At 71.4% G+C, this 14,517-nt stretch carries 12 protein-coding genes; 7 read left to right on the plus strand and 5 right to left on the minus strand.

The window, feature by feature from the left end:
- The first annotated feature begins 428 nt into the window (after positions 1 to 428).
- Positions 429 to 2,351: a methionine--tRNA ligase gene (locus tag WMF34_RS41070; protein ID WP_437991199.1), complete on the plus strand. Its 1,923-nt coding sequence runs from the start codon at positions 429 to 431 to the stop codon at positions 2,349 to 2,351.
- A 32-nt stretch (positions 2,352 to 2,383) separates the two neighbouring features.
- Here WMF34_RS41070 and WMF34_RS41075 read toward each other — a convergent pair whose 3' ends face one another.
- A complete protein-coding gene (locus WMF34_RS41075; protein ID WP_012240691.1) occupies positions 2,384 to 3,664 on the minus strand; it encodes a cellulase family glycosylhydrolase in 1,281 nt (426 codons plus the stop codon).
- 523 nt (positions 3,665 to 4,187) lie between these two features.
- On the minus strand, positions 4,188 to 4,406 hold the full coding sequence (locus tag WMF34_RS41080; protein WP_044967047.1) for a heavy-metal-associated domain-containing protein: 219 nt from the start codon (positions 4,404 to 4,406) through the stop codon (positions 4,188 to 4,190).
- Between the two features lie 532 nt (positions 4,407 to 4,938).
- Here WMF34_RS41080 and WMF34_RS41085 point away from each other — a divergent pair.
- From WMF34_RS41085 to WMF34_RS41095, 3 genes are all read left to right on the plus strand, one after another.
- Positions 4,939 to 5,271, plus strand: coding sequence for a FeoA family protein (locus WMF34_RS41085; protein WP_437991200.1), 333 nt, complete (start codon positions 4,939 to 4,941; stop codon positions 5,269 to 5,271).
- Complete coding sequence (gene feoB, locus WMF34_RS41090) at positions 5,268 to 7,229, plus strand: ferrous iron transporter B (RefSeq protein WP_437991201.1); 1,962 nt, start codon at positions 5,268 to 5,270, stop codon at positions 7,227 to 7,229. The genes WMF34_RS41085 and feoB overlap by 4 nt, the downstream gene beginning before the upstream one ends.
- A gap of 78 nt (positions 7,230 to 7,307) precedes the next feature.
- Complete coding sequence (locus WMF34_RS41095) at positions 7,308 to 9,848, plus strand: PAS domain S-box protein (RefSeq protein WP_437991202.1); 2,541 nt, start codon at positions 7,308 to 7,310, stop codon at positions 9,846 to 9,848.
- A gap of 118 nt (positions 9,849 to 9,966) precedes the next feature.
- On the opposite strand, the gene WMF34_RS41100 is transcribed toward WMF34_RS41095, so the two are convergent.
- Both WMF34_RS41100 and WMF34_RS41105 read right to left on the minus strand, forming a co-directional pair.
- The gene (locus tag WMF34_RS41100; protein WP_437991203.1) at positions 9,967 to 11,382 is read right to left on the minus strand and encodes a sugar porter family MFS transporter; all 1,416 of its coding nucleotides are present in this window, start codon (positions 11,380 to 11,382) and stop codon (positions 9,967 to 9,969) included.
- A 68-nt stretch (positions 11,383 to 11,450) separates the two neighbouring features.
- Positions 11,451 to 11,651: a hypothetical protein gene (locus WMF34_RS41105; protein ID WP_044967050.1), complete on the minus strand. Its 201-nt coding sequence runs from the start codon at positions 11,649 to 11,651 to the stop codon at positions 11,451 to 11,453.
- A gap of 362 nt (positions 11,652 to 12,013) precedes the next feature.
- Here WMF34_RS41105 and WMF34_RS41110 point away from each other — a divergent pair, with 362 nt between their 5' ends.
- From WMF34_RS41110 to WMF34_RS41120, 3 genes are all read left to right on the plus strand, one after another.
- Positions 12,014 to 12,739, plus strand: coding sequence for a hypothetical protein (locus WMF34_RS41110; RefSeq protein ID WP_012240698.1), 726 nt, complete (start codon positions 12,014 to 12,016; stop codon positions 12,737 to 12,739).
- Positions 12,740 to 12,848: 109 nt separating this feature from the next.
- The gene (locus tag WMF34_RS41115) at positions 12,849 to 13,130 is read left to right on the plus strand and encodes a hypothetical protein (protein ID WP_437991204.1); all 282 of its coding nucleotides are present in this window, start codon (positions 12,849 to 12,851) and stop codon (positions 13,128 to 13,130) included.
- Between the two features lie 155 nt (positions 13,131 to 13,285).
- On the plus strand, positions 13,286 to 13,486 hold the full coding sequence (locus tag WMF34_RS41120) for a hypothetical protein (protein WP_044967054.1): 201 nt from the start codon (positions 13,286 to 13,288) through the stop codon (positions 13,484 to 13,486).
- A 47-nt stretch (positions 13,487 to 13,533) separates the two neighbouring features.
- Here WMF34_RS41120 and WMF34_RS41125 read toward each other — a convergent pair whose 3' ends face one another.
- A complete protein-coding gene (locus WMF34_RS41125; protein WP_437991205.1) occupies positions 13,534 to 14,457 on the minus strand; it encodes a cation diffusion facilitator family transporter in 924 nt (307 codons plus the stop codon).
- Positions 14,458 to 14,517 lie beyond the last annotated feature (60 nt).

Consider the following 14,517-nt stretch of genomic DNA (forward strand, 5'->3'; position numbering starts at 1 on the left):
CGGGTGGGCCTCTCCGGGGGTACCTGCTGCCGTGCCTGGTCCGGGGCGGCTTGCCTGGCTAGGTCGGCCATCGACGGCGAGTCTAGACGAGAAGCGGGTTCCGGGCGCGACGGATCGGCCCCGCCGGGGCAGAAGCAGGGCGACGCCGGAGAGGCCCGCCGGCTGCCGCGCGGCGGCCCGGCGGCGTCCGCAGCGCATCCCGGTGTCACGCGGCTTCGCCGTGAGAGCGGAAGTCTTCAATAACCTCCCTTCTGTCCTCCGGGGCATCCTGGATCGCGGACACCGGTGGACACGCAACCTCACGACGTCCGTTCGAGCCGGCAAGGAGGGGAATCGCGACACGAAGGATGGGTATCGAGGAGGACGGACGCGACGAGGCTTGAGGCGCGCGTTGTGCTGATGGGCCCGCTGGGGTATAGCGAGCTTCGATGGCATCTTATCACGGCGCCCCGACCGACGTCGCATCGGTCCTTCGCCAGGTTCGCAGGCCCAGGCGAGCGGTCGTCACCGCAGGCATGCCCTACGCCAACGGGATGTTGCACCTTGGGCACCTCGCGGGGGCACACGTCCCTGCGGACATCCACGCGCGGTGGCTGGGCCTGGTCATCGGCCGCGAGAACGTCCTCTTCGTCTGCGGCACCGACGATCACGGCTCCGCCAGCCAGATCGCGGCGCGGCAGGCCGGGGTGTCGATACGCGAGTTCATCGACGGCATCCACGAGAAGCAGCACGCGAGCCTCCGGCGGTATGACATCGATCTCGACGTCTACTCGGGGACCTCGCGGCCGGAGTGCCTCCCGATTCAGCAGGAGCTCGCGCACCGCTTCCTCCGGCGCCTGCACGACAACGGCCTGCTCGAGAAGCGCACGAGCAGCCAGTGGTTCGATCCGGAGCTCCAGTGCTTCCTCCCCGACCGCTTCGTGCGCGGGCGCTGCCCCAACCCGAAGTGCGACAACGGAGACGCGTACAGCGACGAGTGTGATCGCTGCGGTCACCAGCACTCGCCCTCACAGCTCGGCAGCCCGCGCAGCGCGCTCAGCGACGCCACGCCGGTGATGCGCGACACAGCGCACTGGTGGCTCGACATGTGGGCCGTGTCCGAGACGCTCCGGGGCTGGATCCAGGGCAAGCAGGGCGCGTGGCGCCCGGCGGTGCTCGCGGACGTGCTGAACACCGTGATGCCTTCGCTCCGCTTCGAGGCCGACCTCGCCCCCACGTACAAGGAGATCAAGGCGTCGCTGCCGAAGCACAAGGCGAAGTTCACGCAGGATCGCAAGGTCCTGCTGCAGCTCGGCAGCAAGCCGGAGATGGAGGAGGCGCGCGCCGCCCTTTCGCGCCATGGCGTCCCCAGCGAGCCCGTCGAGGACTGGGCTCACCGCGCCATCACCCGCGACGTCGCCTGGGGGCTCTCCTTGCCGGTGGATCTCGATCCGGAGCTCTGCGGCAAGACGCTCTATGTCTGGCCCGACTCGCTGATCGCGCCCATCGCCTTCTCGCAGGTCGCGCTCGCCCGGAGGGGCGTCGATCCGGCCCGGTACGTGGACTTCTGGTGCGATCCGGAGGCCAGGATCTACCAGTTCCTCGGCCAGGACAACGTCTTCTTCTACGTGCTCATGCAGGGCGCCATGTGGCTCGGCGCGCAGCCCGATCCGCGCCGGCTGCCGGCGCCCGGCGAGCTGCAGCTCACCGACGTCCTCGGGTGCTTCCACCTGCTCGTCGGGGGCGACAAGATGAGCAAGTCGCGCGGAAACTTCTTCACCGCCGATCAGCTGCTCGACGAGAAGGGGTATTCAGCGGACCAGATCCGTTATTACCTGGCGCTGCTCGGCCTCGCGGAGAAGCCGTCGAACTTCGATTTCGCCAAGCTCGACGAGCGCAACCGGTTCCTCGCCGGGCCGCTCAACGCGGCGTTCGAGCGGCCGATCTCCGCGGCGCACTCGAAGTTCGATGGGCGCGTGCCCCACGGCGCGCTGCTCGACAAGGTCGCCGCGGACACCCTCCGCATCGTCCAGCGCTACGTGCGCGCGATGGATCGCGCCGACTACCCGACGCTGCTCTTCGAGATCGAGAACTACGCGCGCGTCATCAACAGCCTCTTCGCGCAGTTCAAGCCGCACGACGATCGGCACCCGGAGGAGGGCCGCCGCGACGCCCTCTTCTCCTCGTTCTACGTGCTCAAGAACCTGATGATCATGCTCTACCCGTTCGTCCCGACCACGATGGATCGGCTGCGGGAGTCGCTCCGTCTCCCGCCGGAGGTCTTCCGCCTCGACGAGCTCGGCACCCCCATCCCCGCCGGGCACGCCATCGGTCCCAAGCAGGTCTACTTCCCGCCGGTGCCGGAGGAGTAGCGGCGCGCGGGGTCAGGGAGCCGTCGCCACGCCTACCTGCACGATCCGGTCTCGATCGAGCGCGGGCGCACCGAGGTGTTCTGGATGCTGTTCGGGTCGGTCACCGCGACCTCGCGACCCCAGCCGGTGAGCCCCGCGAAGGTCCCGTTGGTCGTCATGTCGAACGGCCCGTCGCTCTGACAGTCGCTGTTCTTGACGGCGCCCCACGACCAGGCGAGCCACCCCACCTCGAGCTCGACGCTCCTGGCCAGGAGCGCCTTGTAATCGAACGGGTGCTTGCCACACTCGTACACGGCGTGCTGCGCGAACTCGCCGACCATCAAAGGCAGGTTCAGCGCCACGGACTCCTGCAGCTCTCTCGTGATCGTGGCCGCGCTGCCGTCCGTCCACCACATGTGGACGCTGAGCAGGATGTTCGGGTCGTGCTTGACGAGCGCGGGGCCGACGGCCTGGAGCTGGTCGATGTTCTGCCCCCACTTGGAGGCGTCGATCACGAGCGGGACCGTGATGCCGGCGCCGCGCATCCGGGTGATGGCCTGCTTGTAGCCCGCCTCCCACGCCGCGTTGTCCACCTGGTCCCCGACCTCGTTGCCGATGTTGACGAGCAAACTCTGCTCGTGCTTCTTGATCACGGCGACGACATCCGCTCTCGTCCAGTAGTCGACGAGGCTCGGCAGGAGATCCCATTTCCCCGTGGCGTCGTGGAGCTCGACGATCGGAATGAGCTTCTGCGCGAGCGCGTTCGTGATGGCCTGATCAAGGCCCGCCGCGGACTCCGTGGCGAGCCAGACGATCCGCACCGCGTTGGCGCCGGTCTTCGCGATCTCCGCGAACTCCGGCAGGCCGTCGGGCCCCGACGACAGCCACACGACCATCTCGTTGACGCCCCGGAGCAGCACCTTCTCTCCGCAGCGGTCGTAAAGGAAGCGGCCGCGCACCGAGAACCCCGTCGACTCCTGGTCACCCCCGCCGGCCCCCGCGCCCGAGGTGGCGCCGCCAGCGCCAGACGTGGCGCCGCTGCTCGAGGCGGCGCCGCCGGCGCCGGACGTGGCCCCGCTGCTCGAGCTGGCACCGCTGCCCGAGGCGGCGCCGCCGGCGCCGGACGTGGCGCCGCCGCTCGACGTGGTGCCATCGGCGCCGGACGTGGCTCCGGCGGCCCCCCCGCCCGCGCCCGATGCGCCGCCGCCCGCTCCGGTCGTCTCCTGCCCCGAACCCTGCGGGTCGTCCGAGTCGTCTCCGCATCCCGCGGAGAGGCCCAGCGCCATGAGGGCTGCTCCGGTCCAACCAGCCACCGACCCGTGAAGAACGCGCATCGTGATCTCCTTCTGCCTCTCCCCCGATTGCACCTGGCGACGTCCGGCTTCGACCCTGCGTGACCGCACGGTGAACCCTTCTCGTTCTGCAGGTCGAACAGGTCCTGCACGCCGCGCAGCGGCGCCGGCAGCGCGCCAAGGACGCCCTGCATGGCCAGGCCTGGGAGGAACCCGCGGCGAGGAGAGGACCTATTCCGTCCGCGGGCCCACGAGAATGAAGAAACCAAGAAACCGCGGACCGGGGCTCACAAACGACGCCTGCGACATGGCCCGAGGCACGCGGGAAGCGCGGACAGGAAACCACTTAATCGGTTCATTGTCCAGCGCTTCGATGGGCGCCACGGGGCCGCGATGTCCGAGCGGGGCGAGCGCGCCTCGAAGCTCGCGGGGGCGGCCATATGCGTGCGCCGGCCCCCGCTTGGATTAACCGGTAAATGTTTCACTGCAGCGTCGAGCGCGGCGTGGGACACCTCATGGCGCGATGCGCTGTCACGAGACCACGCGCCGGGGGCGCTGCGCGCGCTCAGGCGGCGCGCGGGCGCACGCCGTAGCCGGCCCCGCGCACGGCCTCGACGAGGGCGGCAACGGGCGCGCTCTCCGGATCGTGCTGCACCACGACGGTGCCCTCGCGCAGGCGCACGTCGACCCTGGCCACGCCGCCGAGCTCGCGAAGCGCGCTGTCGATGTGGCGGACGCAGGACGGGCAGCTCATCCCGTCCACCTGGAGCATGGTCTCTTTCATGGCGTCTTCCTTTCGGCGACCCGCGGGCCGCTCACCTTCGGAGACGCAGCCGTCCGGGTCCATTACACCCCGAGCAGCGGCGGGTCTGCGATGGAGGACCGCGAGGCGCTCGCGCCGCGCACCCATGGTAAAAGGGGCCCCTGGAGGACAATCCGCGGACCGCCGTCGCTCTGGCCGAGGCTCCGCCGCTGCCCGGTGAATCGGATGACTCGCCCGACCCGAACGCTTCGCGCGCTCCGCTCCGCGGCCTCGGCCGACGCGCGGCGACCGCTCGCCGGAGAGCGGATCCAGGGTGCGCCGGGCCCCGAAGCGAGGAGCGGCGCGGCTATCTCCAGGACCGGGAAGGGCTGGCCACCTGGGCAGGAACACGAGAACAGGCGCCGCCGCCACGCCGGAGCGGCCAGCCGCCACGGCAGCTGGTCGAGAGGCGCTCGACATCCCGGCCGAGACCGTTCACAATGCCAGTAGATTTGAAATTGATTTTCAAAATCTGACGGGGCCCATGGTTTCCAGCGTTCCTCCCCAACTTGACGTGAGCTTCGCCAATGTGGACTCGGCCGGCAGCGTGGCCGGCACGGAGGCGCGAGCGCACGACGCCAGCGCCGCAGCTCCTGCAGGTCCGCTCTCGGAGGTGCGCGCCGGTGAGCGCGTGATCGTGGTCGAGGTCGGCCTCGACGCCGAGCTCGCCGGGTGGCTCGGGGCGATGGGGCTCGGCCCCGGCCAGACGCTCACGTCGATCCGGCGCGCGGCGTTCGGCGGGCCGCTCCACGTGCGCACCGGGTCGGGCGGGGAGCTCGCGATCAACGCGACGCTCGCGCGCTCGATCCTGGTGGCGCCCCTGCCCTCGCAGAGGCGGGTCGGATGACCGCCTGCCATGCAGGCACGGAGCGCCTCCCGACGTCGACAGAGCGGCCGCTCATCGCGCTGCTCGGGCGACCGAACTCCGGCAAATCGTCGCTGTTCAACCGGCTGACCGGCGGCAGCGCGCACGTCGGCAACTTCCCAGGGATCACGGTCGACATCCTCACGGCCGACGTCCGCCTCGCGGGCGGGGCCGTCGCGACGATCGCGGATCTCCCCGGGCTCTACTCGATCGAGGCCGTCGTCGATCCGGCGACGGACGAGGGCGTCGCGCGCCGCTTCCTCGACCGCACCGGCGAGGGCGAGCGGCCGCGCCTCGTCGTCCAGGTGGTGGACGCCACGCAGCTCGCGCTCGGCCTGCGGCTCACGCGTGAGCTCGTGCGGCGCGGGCTCGCCCCGCTCGTCGTCGCCACGCAGCGCGACGTGCTCGAGGGCGAGGGGCGCGGGCTCGACCTCGGCGCCCTCGAGCGCGCCATCGGCCTGCCCGTGCTGCTCGTGAGCGCGAGGGACCCGGCCGCGCGGGGCGTGGTGCTCGACGCGGCGGCCGCGCGGCTCGACGCGATCGCGTCCGGCGCCGTGGAGCCCCCCGGCGCCGCGGCGTGGGATCCGGATGAGGTGGCGCGCGCCGCGTACGTCGAGCCGCCGCGCCGCGACGCCGCCGCGGAGCGGCGGAGGACGTTCACCGCGCGCGCCGACGCCGTGCTGCTCCACCCGGCGGCCGGCCCGGTGCTGTTCCTCGGGCTCATGGCGCTCCTGTTCGCCGCCGTGTTCCTCGTGGCCACCCCGGTCACCGAGGCGCTCGACGCGGCGATCGGCGAGCTCGGCAGCCTCGCGTCCCGCGCCCTCGGCGGGGGGCTCGCCGCCTCGTTCGTCGTCGACGGCCTGCTCGGCGGGGCGGGGACGGTGCTCGCCTTCATGCCGCAGATCGTGATCCTCACGATCGCCATGGAGCTGCTTGAGGCGAGCGGGTATCTCGCGCGCGGCGCCTTCCTCGTCGACCGCCTTCTCCAGCTGATGGGGCTCAGCGGCCGGGCGTTCCTCCCGCTGCTGATGGGGCACGCGTGCGCGGTGCCCGCCGTGCACGCCACGCGCATCCTGCGCGACCCGCGCGAGCGGCTCACGGCGATCCTCGTCCTGCCGCTCATGGCCTGCTCGGCGCGGATCCCGACCTACGCGCTCCTCCTGACGACCTTCTTCGCGGCCCACGGCGCCTGGGTGCAGGCGCTGCTCTTCGTCGCGCTCTACGTCGCCGGCATCTTCTCCGGGCTCGTCGCCTCGCTCGTGCTGCGGCGCACGGCGACGCGCGGGCGCTCGCTCCCGATGGTGCTCGAGATGCCGGCGTACCGCAGCCCCGAGCCGCGGCTCGTGGTCCGCAAGGCGGGCCAGGCGGCGTGGCGGTTCACGCGCGACGTCGGGACCGTGATCCTGGCCGTCTCGGCCGTGCTGTGGGTGCTCTTGAAGGTCCCCATGCCGGGCGCCGCGCCCCACGAGCCGCCGGCCGCCGCGGCCGAGAGCGCGGCGGCGTCGCTCGAGGCGACGTCGCTCGAGTCGAGCATCGCCGGCAGCGTGGGGCGCGCGCTCGAGCCGGTGACCGCGCCGCTCGGGTTCGACTGGCGCATCAACGTCGGCCTCATCGGCTCGTTCGGCGCGCGCGAGGTCATGGTCGGGACGATGGGGGTCATCTTCGGCGTCGAGGACGCCGACGACGAGCCCGCGCCGCTCGCCGAGCAGATCCGCGAGGCGAGACGCCCGGACGGGTCGCTCGCGTACTCGTCGCGCACCGGGCTCGCGCTGCTCGCGTTCTTCGTCCTGGCGTGCCAGTGCATGAGCACCGTGGCGGCGATCCGGCGCGAGACGAAGTCGTGGCGCTGGCCCGCGTTCGTCCTCGCCTACACCTACGCGGCGGCGTACGTCGCGGCGCTCGTCGTCTACCAGGGGAGCGGGCTGCTCGGGATGCCGTGAGGCGGCGCCGCTCAGGGAGCGCGCGCGCCGGCGCTCCTGACCCTGGCGAGCAGGAACAGATCGGCATCCGAGGAAGCCATGCCGAGGGACCTGACCGCGTCGCCCCTTCAGGCAGCGCCGCTCTCGTGCAACAATCGGTCGATTCCGGTGGGGGCCACGTTATCGGCAGAAGAGATCGAGGCGTCGATCGGCCGCGATGAGGAGGTCGCCTGCGCGGCCTCTCTCAGCCCATGCGCTGGCCGCGAGGTTTACCCGTCGCCGGGCGAGCTCATGGCGCGCGCGGCGCCCCGCATCGCGCGCGTGGCCGATCTCGACGAGCTCGCTGCGCTCCTGCTGGACCAGGCGATGGAGCTCGGCGCTCGCGCTGCCTACCTGCTTCTGACCTCCGAGGACACCGGCGAGCTCGGGCTCCATTCCCACCGCCACGTGCCCGCCGACATCCGCCTCTGCCTCGCGCGGGTGGCGCGGGGCGCGCCGCTGCTCGATGAATGGGCGGCGAGCTCGGGTCGGGTTCATGTGATGAGCGATGCGCGCTCGCTCGATCCGGATCCGTCCATGACGCGAGAGCTCTGCGCGCGGACCGGCGCGCAGAGCGCGGTCTCGATGCCCCTCCGCGTCCGCGATCGCTGCCTTGGCGTCCTCTCGTTTTGCCTGCCCCGCCCTTACCCCCGCGCCTGCGTCGATCTCGGCGCGCTCGCCGCGCTCTTCGCGATCGGCCTGGACAGCGCCCTCGCGCGCGGGGGGAGCGCACGGACCTCGGACCGCGTGGCCCAGGAGCTCCGACGCGCGAGTCACCTGGAGAGGGCGCTCCTGGAGAGAGAGGAGCGCTTTCGGGCGATCTTCGACGGGGCCCTCCAGTTCATCGGCCTGCTCTCGCCGGAGGGCATCGTCCTGGAGAACAACCGCGCCGCTCTCGAGTTCTGCAGGGCCACGGAGGCAGAGACGCTCGGCCGTCCGTTCTGGGAGCTGACGGGGTGGAGCCCGGAGCACAGGGAGCGCGTCCGCGCCGCCGTCGCCGAGGCCGCGGCGGGCCGGCTCGTGCGAGACGAGATCTGCGTGAACGGAGCGACCGGGCGGCGCTTCATCGATTTCTCCATCAAGCCCATCACCGACGACCGTGGCAGGGTCGTGATGCTCCTCCCCGAGGGGCACGACATCACCGAGCGCAGGCAGATGGAGCAGTCGCTCCGCGAGAGCGAGGAGGACTTCCGGCTCACCTTCGAGAACGCGCCCATCGGCATGGCCATCGTCGGGCTCGGCGGGGGGTTCATCCGCGTCAACCACGTCTACTGCGAGATCGTGGGCTACGCGGCCGACGAGCTCTCGCGGCTCCGCTTCCAGGACATCACCCACCCCGACGACGTGGACACCGACGTGGGCCTGGTCGAGCGGCTGCGCAGCGGTGAGATCCCGCGCTATCAGCTCGCCAAGCGATACATCCACAAGAACGGCACGACCATCCACGTCGTCCTCCATACGTCCGTGGTGCGCGACGAGAAGGGCGAGCCCCTCCACTACATCGCCCAGGTGGAGGACGTGACGGCGCGCAAGCAGGCCGAGGAGGAGCGGGAGCGCCTGCTCGCGCAGCTGGACGCCGAGCGGAGGACGCTGCGAACCGTCTTCGACAGCGCGCCCGTCCCGCTCCTGCTCGTCGATCGGAGCGGCGCAGAGCGGCTGATCGCCAACCCGCACGCGCGAGATCTCACCGGGGGCGCGGAGGAGCGGGAGCAGTGCGTCGGTCGCGTGCGGCGCCCGGACGGCACCGCCCTCCTGCTGGACGAGCTGCCGTCGAGCCGGGCGATGCGCGGCGAGACGATCCTCGGCGAAGAGCTCCTCGTGGCCAAGGCGGACGGCTCGTCCGGAACCTTCCTCATCGCCGCCGCGCCGATCCACGACAGCGCGGGGGAGATCACGGGCGCCATCGTCGCCGGCGAGGACATCAGCGCGTTGAAGGAGCTCGCGCGCATGCGCGAGGAGTGGACCAGCATCATCGCTCATGATCTGCGTCAGCCGATCACCACGATCCTCCTCAAGGCCTCTCGGCTCGCGACGGAGCCGCAGTGGAGCGACAGGGCGCAGCACATCCGGGCCAGCGCGATGCAGCTCAACCGGATGATCGACGATCTGCTCGACGTCTCCCGCCTCGAGTCGCATCGGCTGGATCTCAGGCATGCCGAGGTCGATCTGCCAGCGCTCATCCGCGCGACGGTGGAGCGGACGGCCGACGCGACGAGGGGACACCGGGTCGACGTCGAGGTGCAGGACGGGGTCCCGCCGCTCCTGGCCGATCCCGGGCGCCTGGAGCAGGTGCTCACCAACCTGCTGTCCAACGCGGCCAAGTACGGCGCGCCCGGGACGCCGATCAGGATCGCGGTGGAACGGCGGAGCGGCGAGGTGTCCGTGGCGGTCGAGAACGAGGGGAAGGGCATCGCGCCGGACGATGTGTCGAGGCTCTTCACCCGCTATTACCGGACGCGCGAGGCGAAGGCAGGAGGCGCCGCCGGACTCGGCCTCGGGCTCTACATCGTGCGGGGGCTCGTCGAGGCCCACGGGGGGCGGATCTGGGCGGAGAACGCGCCCGGGAAGACGACCTTCCAGTTCACGCTGCCGCTGCCCTAGCGACGAAGCGCGGACCTGACGCTCCGCCGTGCCGCTCGAGACAGCCGTCAGGAGAGATCGCGACTCGAGACAGCCGCGCCTCGCTGACACACGTCTCCTCTCGCCGGGCGGGCGCACATCACATCTCCTCGAGCTCCTTGCCCTTCGTCTCGGGGATGAAGGCGACGACGAACACCAGCGAGGCCGCCGCGGCGGCGGTGTAGAGCCCGTAGGCGATGCCCAGGCCGGCCGCCTTGAGCGCGGGGAAGGTCGCGCTCACGAGGAAGTTCGCCACCCATTGCGCGGCGGCCGCGATCGAGAGGGCGAGGGCGCGGATGCGGTTCTCGAACATCTCGCCGAGCAGCACCCAGGTCACCGGCCCCCAGGACGCCCCGAAGCAGAAGACATACAGGTTGGCGGCGAGCAGCGCGGCGGGGCCGGCGGCGCCCGTCAGGACGGGGTTGCCCGCGGCGTCCTCGCCCGCGGCGCCGAACACGGCCGCCATGGCGCCGAGCGTGAGCGTCATGCCGATGGATCCCGCGATGAGCAGCGGCCTGCGCCCGACGCGGTCGACGGTCGCGATGGCGACGAGCGTGGTCACGATGTTCGTGACGCCGGTGATGACCGTGATGGCGAGCGAGCTTCGCTCCGAGAACCCGACCGCCTGCCAGAGGACGCTCGAGTAATAGAAGATGACGTTGATGCCCACGAGCTGCTGGAACGCCGAGAGGCCGATGCCGATCCAGACGATGCGGAGCAGCCCAGCGCGCCCCCGCAGATCCGCGAGCCTGGGCCGGCGCTCGGACGAGAGCGTCCTCTGGATCTCGACGAGCTTCGCCTTCGCGGACGCGCCGAGGAGGCCACGGAGCACGGCGAGCGCCTCGTCCACACGCCCCCTCGCCACGAGGTGGCGCGGGGACTCCGGGATCAGCAGCGCGCCGAGCCCGTAGAGGAGCGCGGGTGGGATGGCGCTCCAGAACATCCATCGCCAGGCCTGCGCCCCGAGCCAGAACGGGCTCGTCGCCGAGCCCGCGGACGTCGCGATGGCGTAATCGCCGATCAGGGCGGCGAAGATGCCGAGCACGATCGCGAGCTGCTGGAGCGATCCGAGGCGGCCGCGCAGGTGGGCCGGCGCGATCTCCGCGATGTAGGCGGGAGCGACGACGCTGGCCGCGCCGATGGCGATGCCGCCGAGCACCCTCCACGCGCTGAAGTCCCAGGGCGAGATCGCCGCCCCCGAGCCCGCCGCGCTGACGACGAACAGCAGGGAGGTCGCGATCATCGTCCGCGTCCGGCCGTAACGGTCGGCCAGCCTGCCCGCGAGCACCGCGCCGGCAGCCGCGCCGAGCAGCGCCGAGGACACGGACAGGCCGACGGTCCCCGGGTGCGCTGTGAATACCCTCTCCAGCGCGCCGACGGCGCCGTTGATCACGGCGGTGTCGAACCCGAACAGGAAGCCGCCCAGCGCGGCGACGGACGCGATCAGGGCGATCCGTACCGTCGAGAGGGGCTCTTCACCGCGTTCATCCCCCTGCCGCGCCGCGGGCTCTGCCATGCCCCCCGGTGAACCACGAACCGTGCCGCCGGCCGCCCCGGCGCGTCGATGAGCACGGGCATGACCAGCTACGGCGCCGCCGCCGGCGCCGCCACCATCGCTTCGAGGCGGCCGAGCACCACCTCGAGCCGCTCGATCGTGGCCTTCAGGTCCGCCCGGTACGCTCGATCGTCGGTGTGGACCAGCTCGTCCCGCATCCCCACGAGCCGGGTCGAGAGGGCCGTCCTTGTGTCATCCGCTTCGCGCTCGCTGAGCTCGAGATGCAGCATGCTCCTATCTCCTCCTGACGCTGGGCATGTCCCTCGGACGAGCGTCCGTTCACGGGCGCTCCACGCGGCTGTTCGGGCCGCCGGCCGGCGCCGCTCGCCTGCTCGCTCGCCTGGCGTTCGCTGCTGCTCCTTTCGACAGCGCATGAGGTCTGCGCTGGCCGAGGACCGCGAGGGAACATGGTGACGCGACGCCTCGCTGTCATCGGCCGCGGCGACGAGCAGCGCTCCGGCCCGTTCGACACGCGGCGAGAGACCGATGAGCCCGTGGACCCGGATCGCCGCGACGACCTGCAGCGGGGCGCAGAACATGCAAGCCAGAGGTGTGTAGCCGCGGCGAGGCCACGCCTCACGATGGGGGAATCATGCAGACGCTAGGACCCGAGGAACGTGAACGGTTTACACAGCAGGAGAGCCCGATCGCGCCGATATCGGGCGCGCGGCGCAGGCCGGAGGAGGAGAGGGAGGCGCCGCGGATCGTGCTCGGCGGCTCGCTCGCCGAGGTGGTGTGCGGCGCGGGGGCGATCGTCCTCGCCATCCTTGGACTGACCGGGGTCATGCCGCGAGAGCTCACCTCGATCGCCACGATCGTCTTCGGCGCCGCGCTGATCGCGCACGGCGGCGCGATCGCGTCGCGCTTCGGCGCCTTGACACGGACCACGGCCCCGGTCGAGTGGGACACGCGCGCCGAGCTCGGCGGCGGCATGGGCGCGGAGCTCGTCGGCGGCGCGGCGGGCATCGTGCTCGGCATCCTGGCGCTCCTCGGGCTCGCCCCCGGGACGCTGACGTCGGTCGCGGTGATCGTTTTTGGCGGCACGCTGCTGCTCAGCGGCGGTGCGACGGCGGACCTCGGCGCGCTCGACGCGCGCGGCGCGCACATGCACCTCGCCCACGTCGCTCGTCAGGCGGCGATGGCCGCCGCCGGCTTGCAGTCGCTCGTCGGCGCCGGAACGGTCGTGCTCGGCATCCTGGCGCTGGTCGGCATCTATCCCATGGTGCTCACGCTCGTCGCCCTGCTCGCGCTGGGGGCGGCGATCGTCACGAGCGGATCGGCCGTCTCCGGCCGCGCGGCCGCGGCGCTTCGGCGCTGAGCCGGGGCGACGCTCGCCGCACGAGGCGGCTCACCCCACCACGCGCTGGGCGACGTCCTCGAGGTCCGATGCGATGCGCGCGGCGGATGGCTGTTCATGGGAACCCCCGATGAAGCATGTCGTGGGCTGGGTCAGCTCCCTGTTGCTCCTCGTGACCTTCGGGTCACAGACCTACAGGGAGTGGAAGGGCGAGAAGGATAAATCGGAGAAGTATACCCTGGTCTTCTTCATCGCCGCGATCGCCGGGACGGCCGGAAACCTCGTCTACAGCCTGCTCGTGAAAAACTGGGTGTTCACCGCCCTGAACGCCGCGCTGGTGGTCAACAACGCCGCTGGGCTCTCGATCTCCCTCCGACACCGGAAGCAGGCGCGGCAGGCGGGGGCGACCTAGCGCTGCTGTGCGACGCGCCGGCGAGGAACGGTGGTTGCAGCGCGGGAGACATGGAACCACCCACTGCAATCCGATTCGATGAGGAGAGGGTCACCCGTCCCCTCAGCGAGCGAGGTCACGTCGGCGCCGGCGCAGGTTCCGCGGCGCCCGCGGGCTTGGCCGAGCAGATCGAGCACAGCAAGCAGCGGCTCGCGAACGACCTGGTCGCGGCGAGGGCGAGGCTCCGCGGCGCCAAGCGCGAGGCAGAGCACACGGCCTGGCGCGTCGCCGTCGTCGCGGCGGCCGTGCTCGCCCTGGGCGGTGTCGCGGCGGTGGCGGTGAGCTCACGCCGCAAACGCCGGCGCGTGTGGTGGTGACGCCGTGCCTCGCAGAGGAGGCTGCGAGCGGCCCCTCCACGGGCGCGTCATGGCCCTGCGCGCCTTGGGAATGACCTGGCCTCGACATAGATGTGCTTCACATCGGGTCGCTGGCTCCGTATCCGCGCCTCGATCCGCTCGATCGCCTCCGCCACCCCGGAGGCCGTCAGCGCGGGGTCGAACTCGATGCACAGCACGACCAGGACGTCGTGCGGACCGAAGTGCATCGTCATCGGTCGCCCCACCTCCGCCACGCCAGGATCCGCCTTGGCGAGCGCGCGGATCGCGGCAAGGAGATCCTTGTCCGCGCTCTCCCCCACGAGGAGCCCGCGGCTTTGCTGCGCGAGGAAGATCGCGACCGCCGCGAGCACGAGGCCGATGCCGATCGACGCCGCACCGTCGAAGTAGGGGTTTCCCAGGCGGTGCCCGAGCCAGACGCCGAGGAAGGCGATGGCGAGCCCGGCGAGCGCCGCGGAGTCCTCCAGGACGATGGTGAACGTCGTCGGGTCCTTGCTGGATCGCATCGCCGCGAGGTAGCCCTGCCCGTCCTTCTTCTTGAACTCATGGACCGAGATGGCGAGCGACGTTCCCTCGAACATGGCCGCTGCGCCGAGGACAACGTAGTTCCACGTCGGATCCTCGATCGGGCGCGGGCGCGAGAGGTGCAAGATCCCTTCGTAGATCGAGACGCCGCCGCCCGCGGCGAAGATCATGAGGGCGACGATCAGCGTCCAGAAGTAAAGCTCCTTGCCGTGGCCGAACGGATGATCGGCGTCGGCCGGGCGGGCGCTCCGGCGCTTGCCGAGCAGGAGGAGGAGCCCGTCCGCGGTGTCGACGAGAGAGTGCACCCCCTCGGAGAGCATCGCCGAGCTGCCGGTCACCGCGGCGGCGATGAACTTGACCGCTGCGATTGCCACGTTGGCGCCGATGGCGCCATAGATGGCGATGGCGAGCCTCGGCTCTCCCCTCATGCGGCGCCGATCCTTCCAGCGGTGTGCAGGTCGCGCCAGGCGCCCTCCTATCGTGACGTC

The sequence above is a fragment of the Sorangium sp. So ce145 genome (genome assembly GCF_051525985.1).
Classification (GTDB): domain Bacteria; phylum Myxococcota_A; class Polyangia; order Polyangiales; family Polyangiaceae; genus Sorangium; species Sorangium cellulosum_B.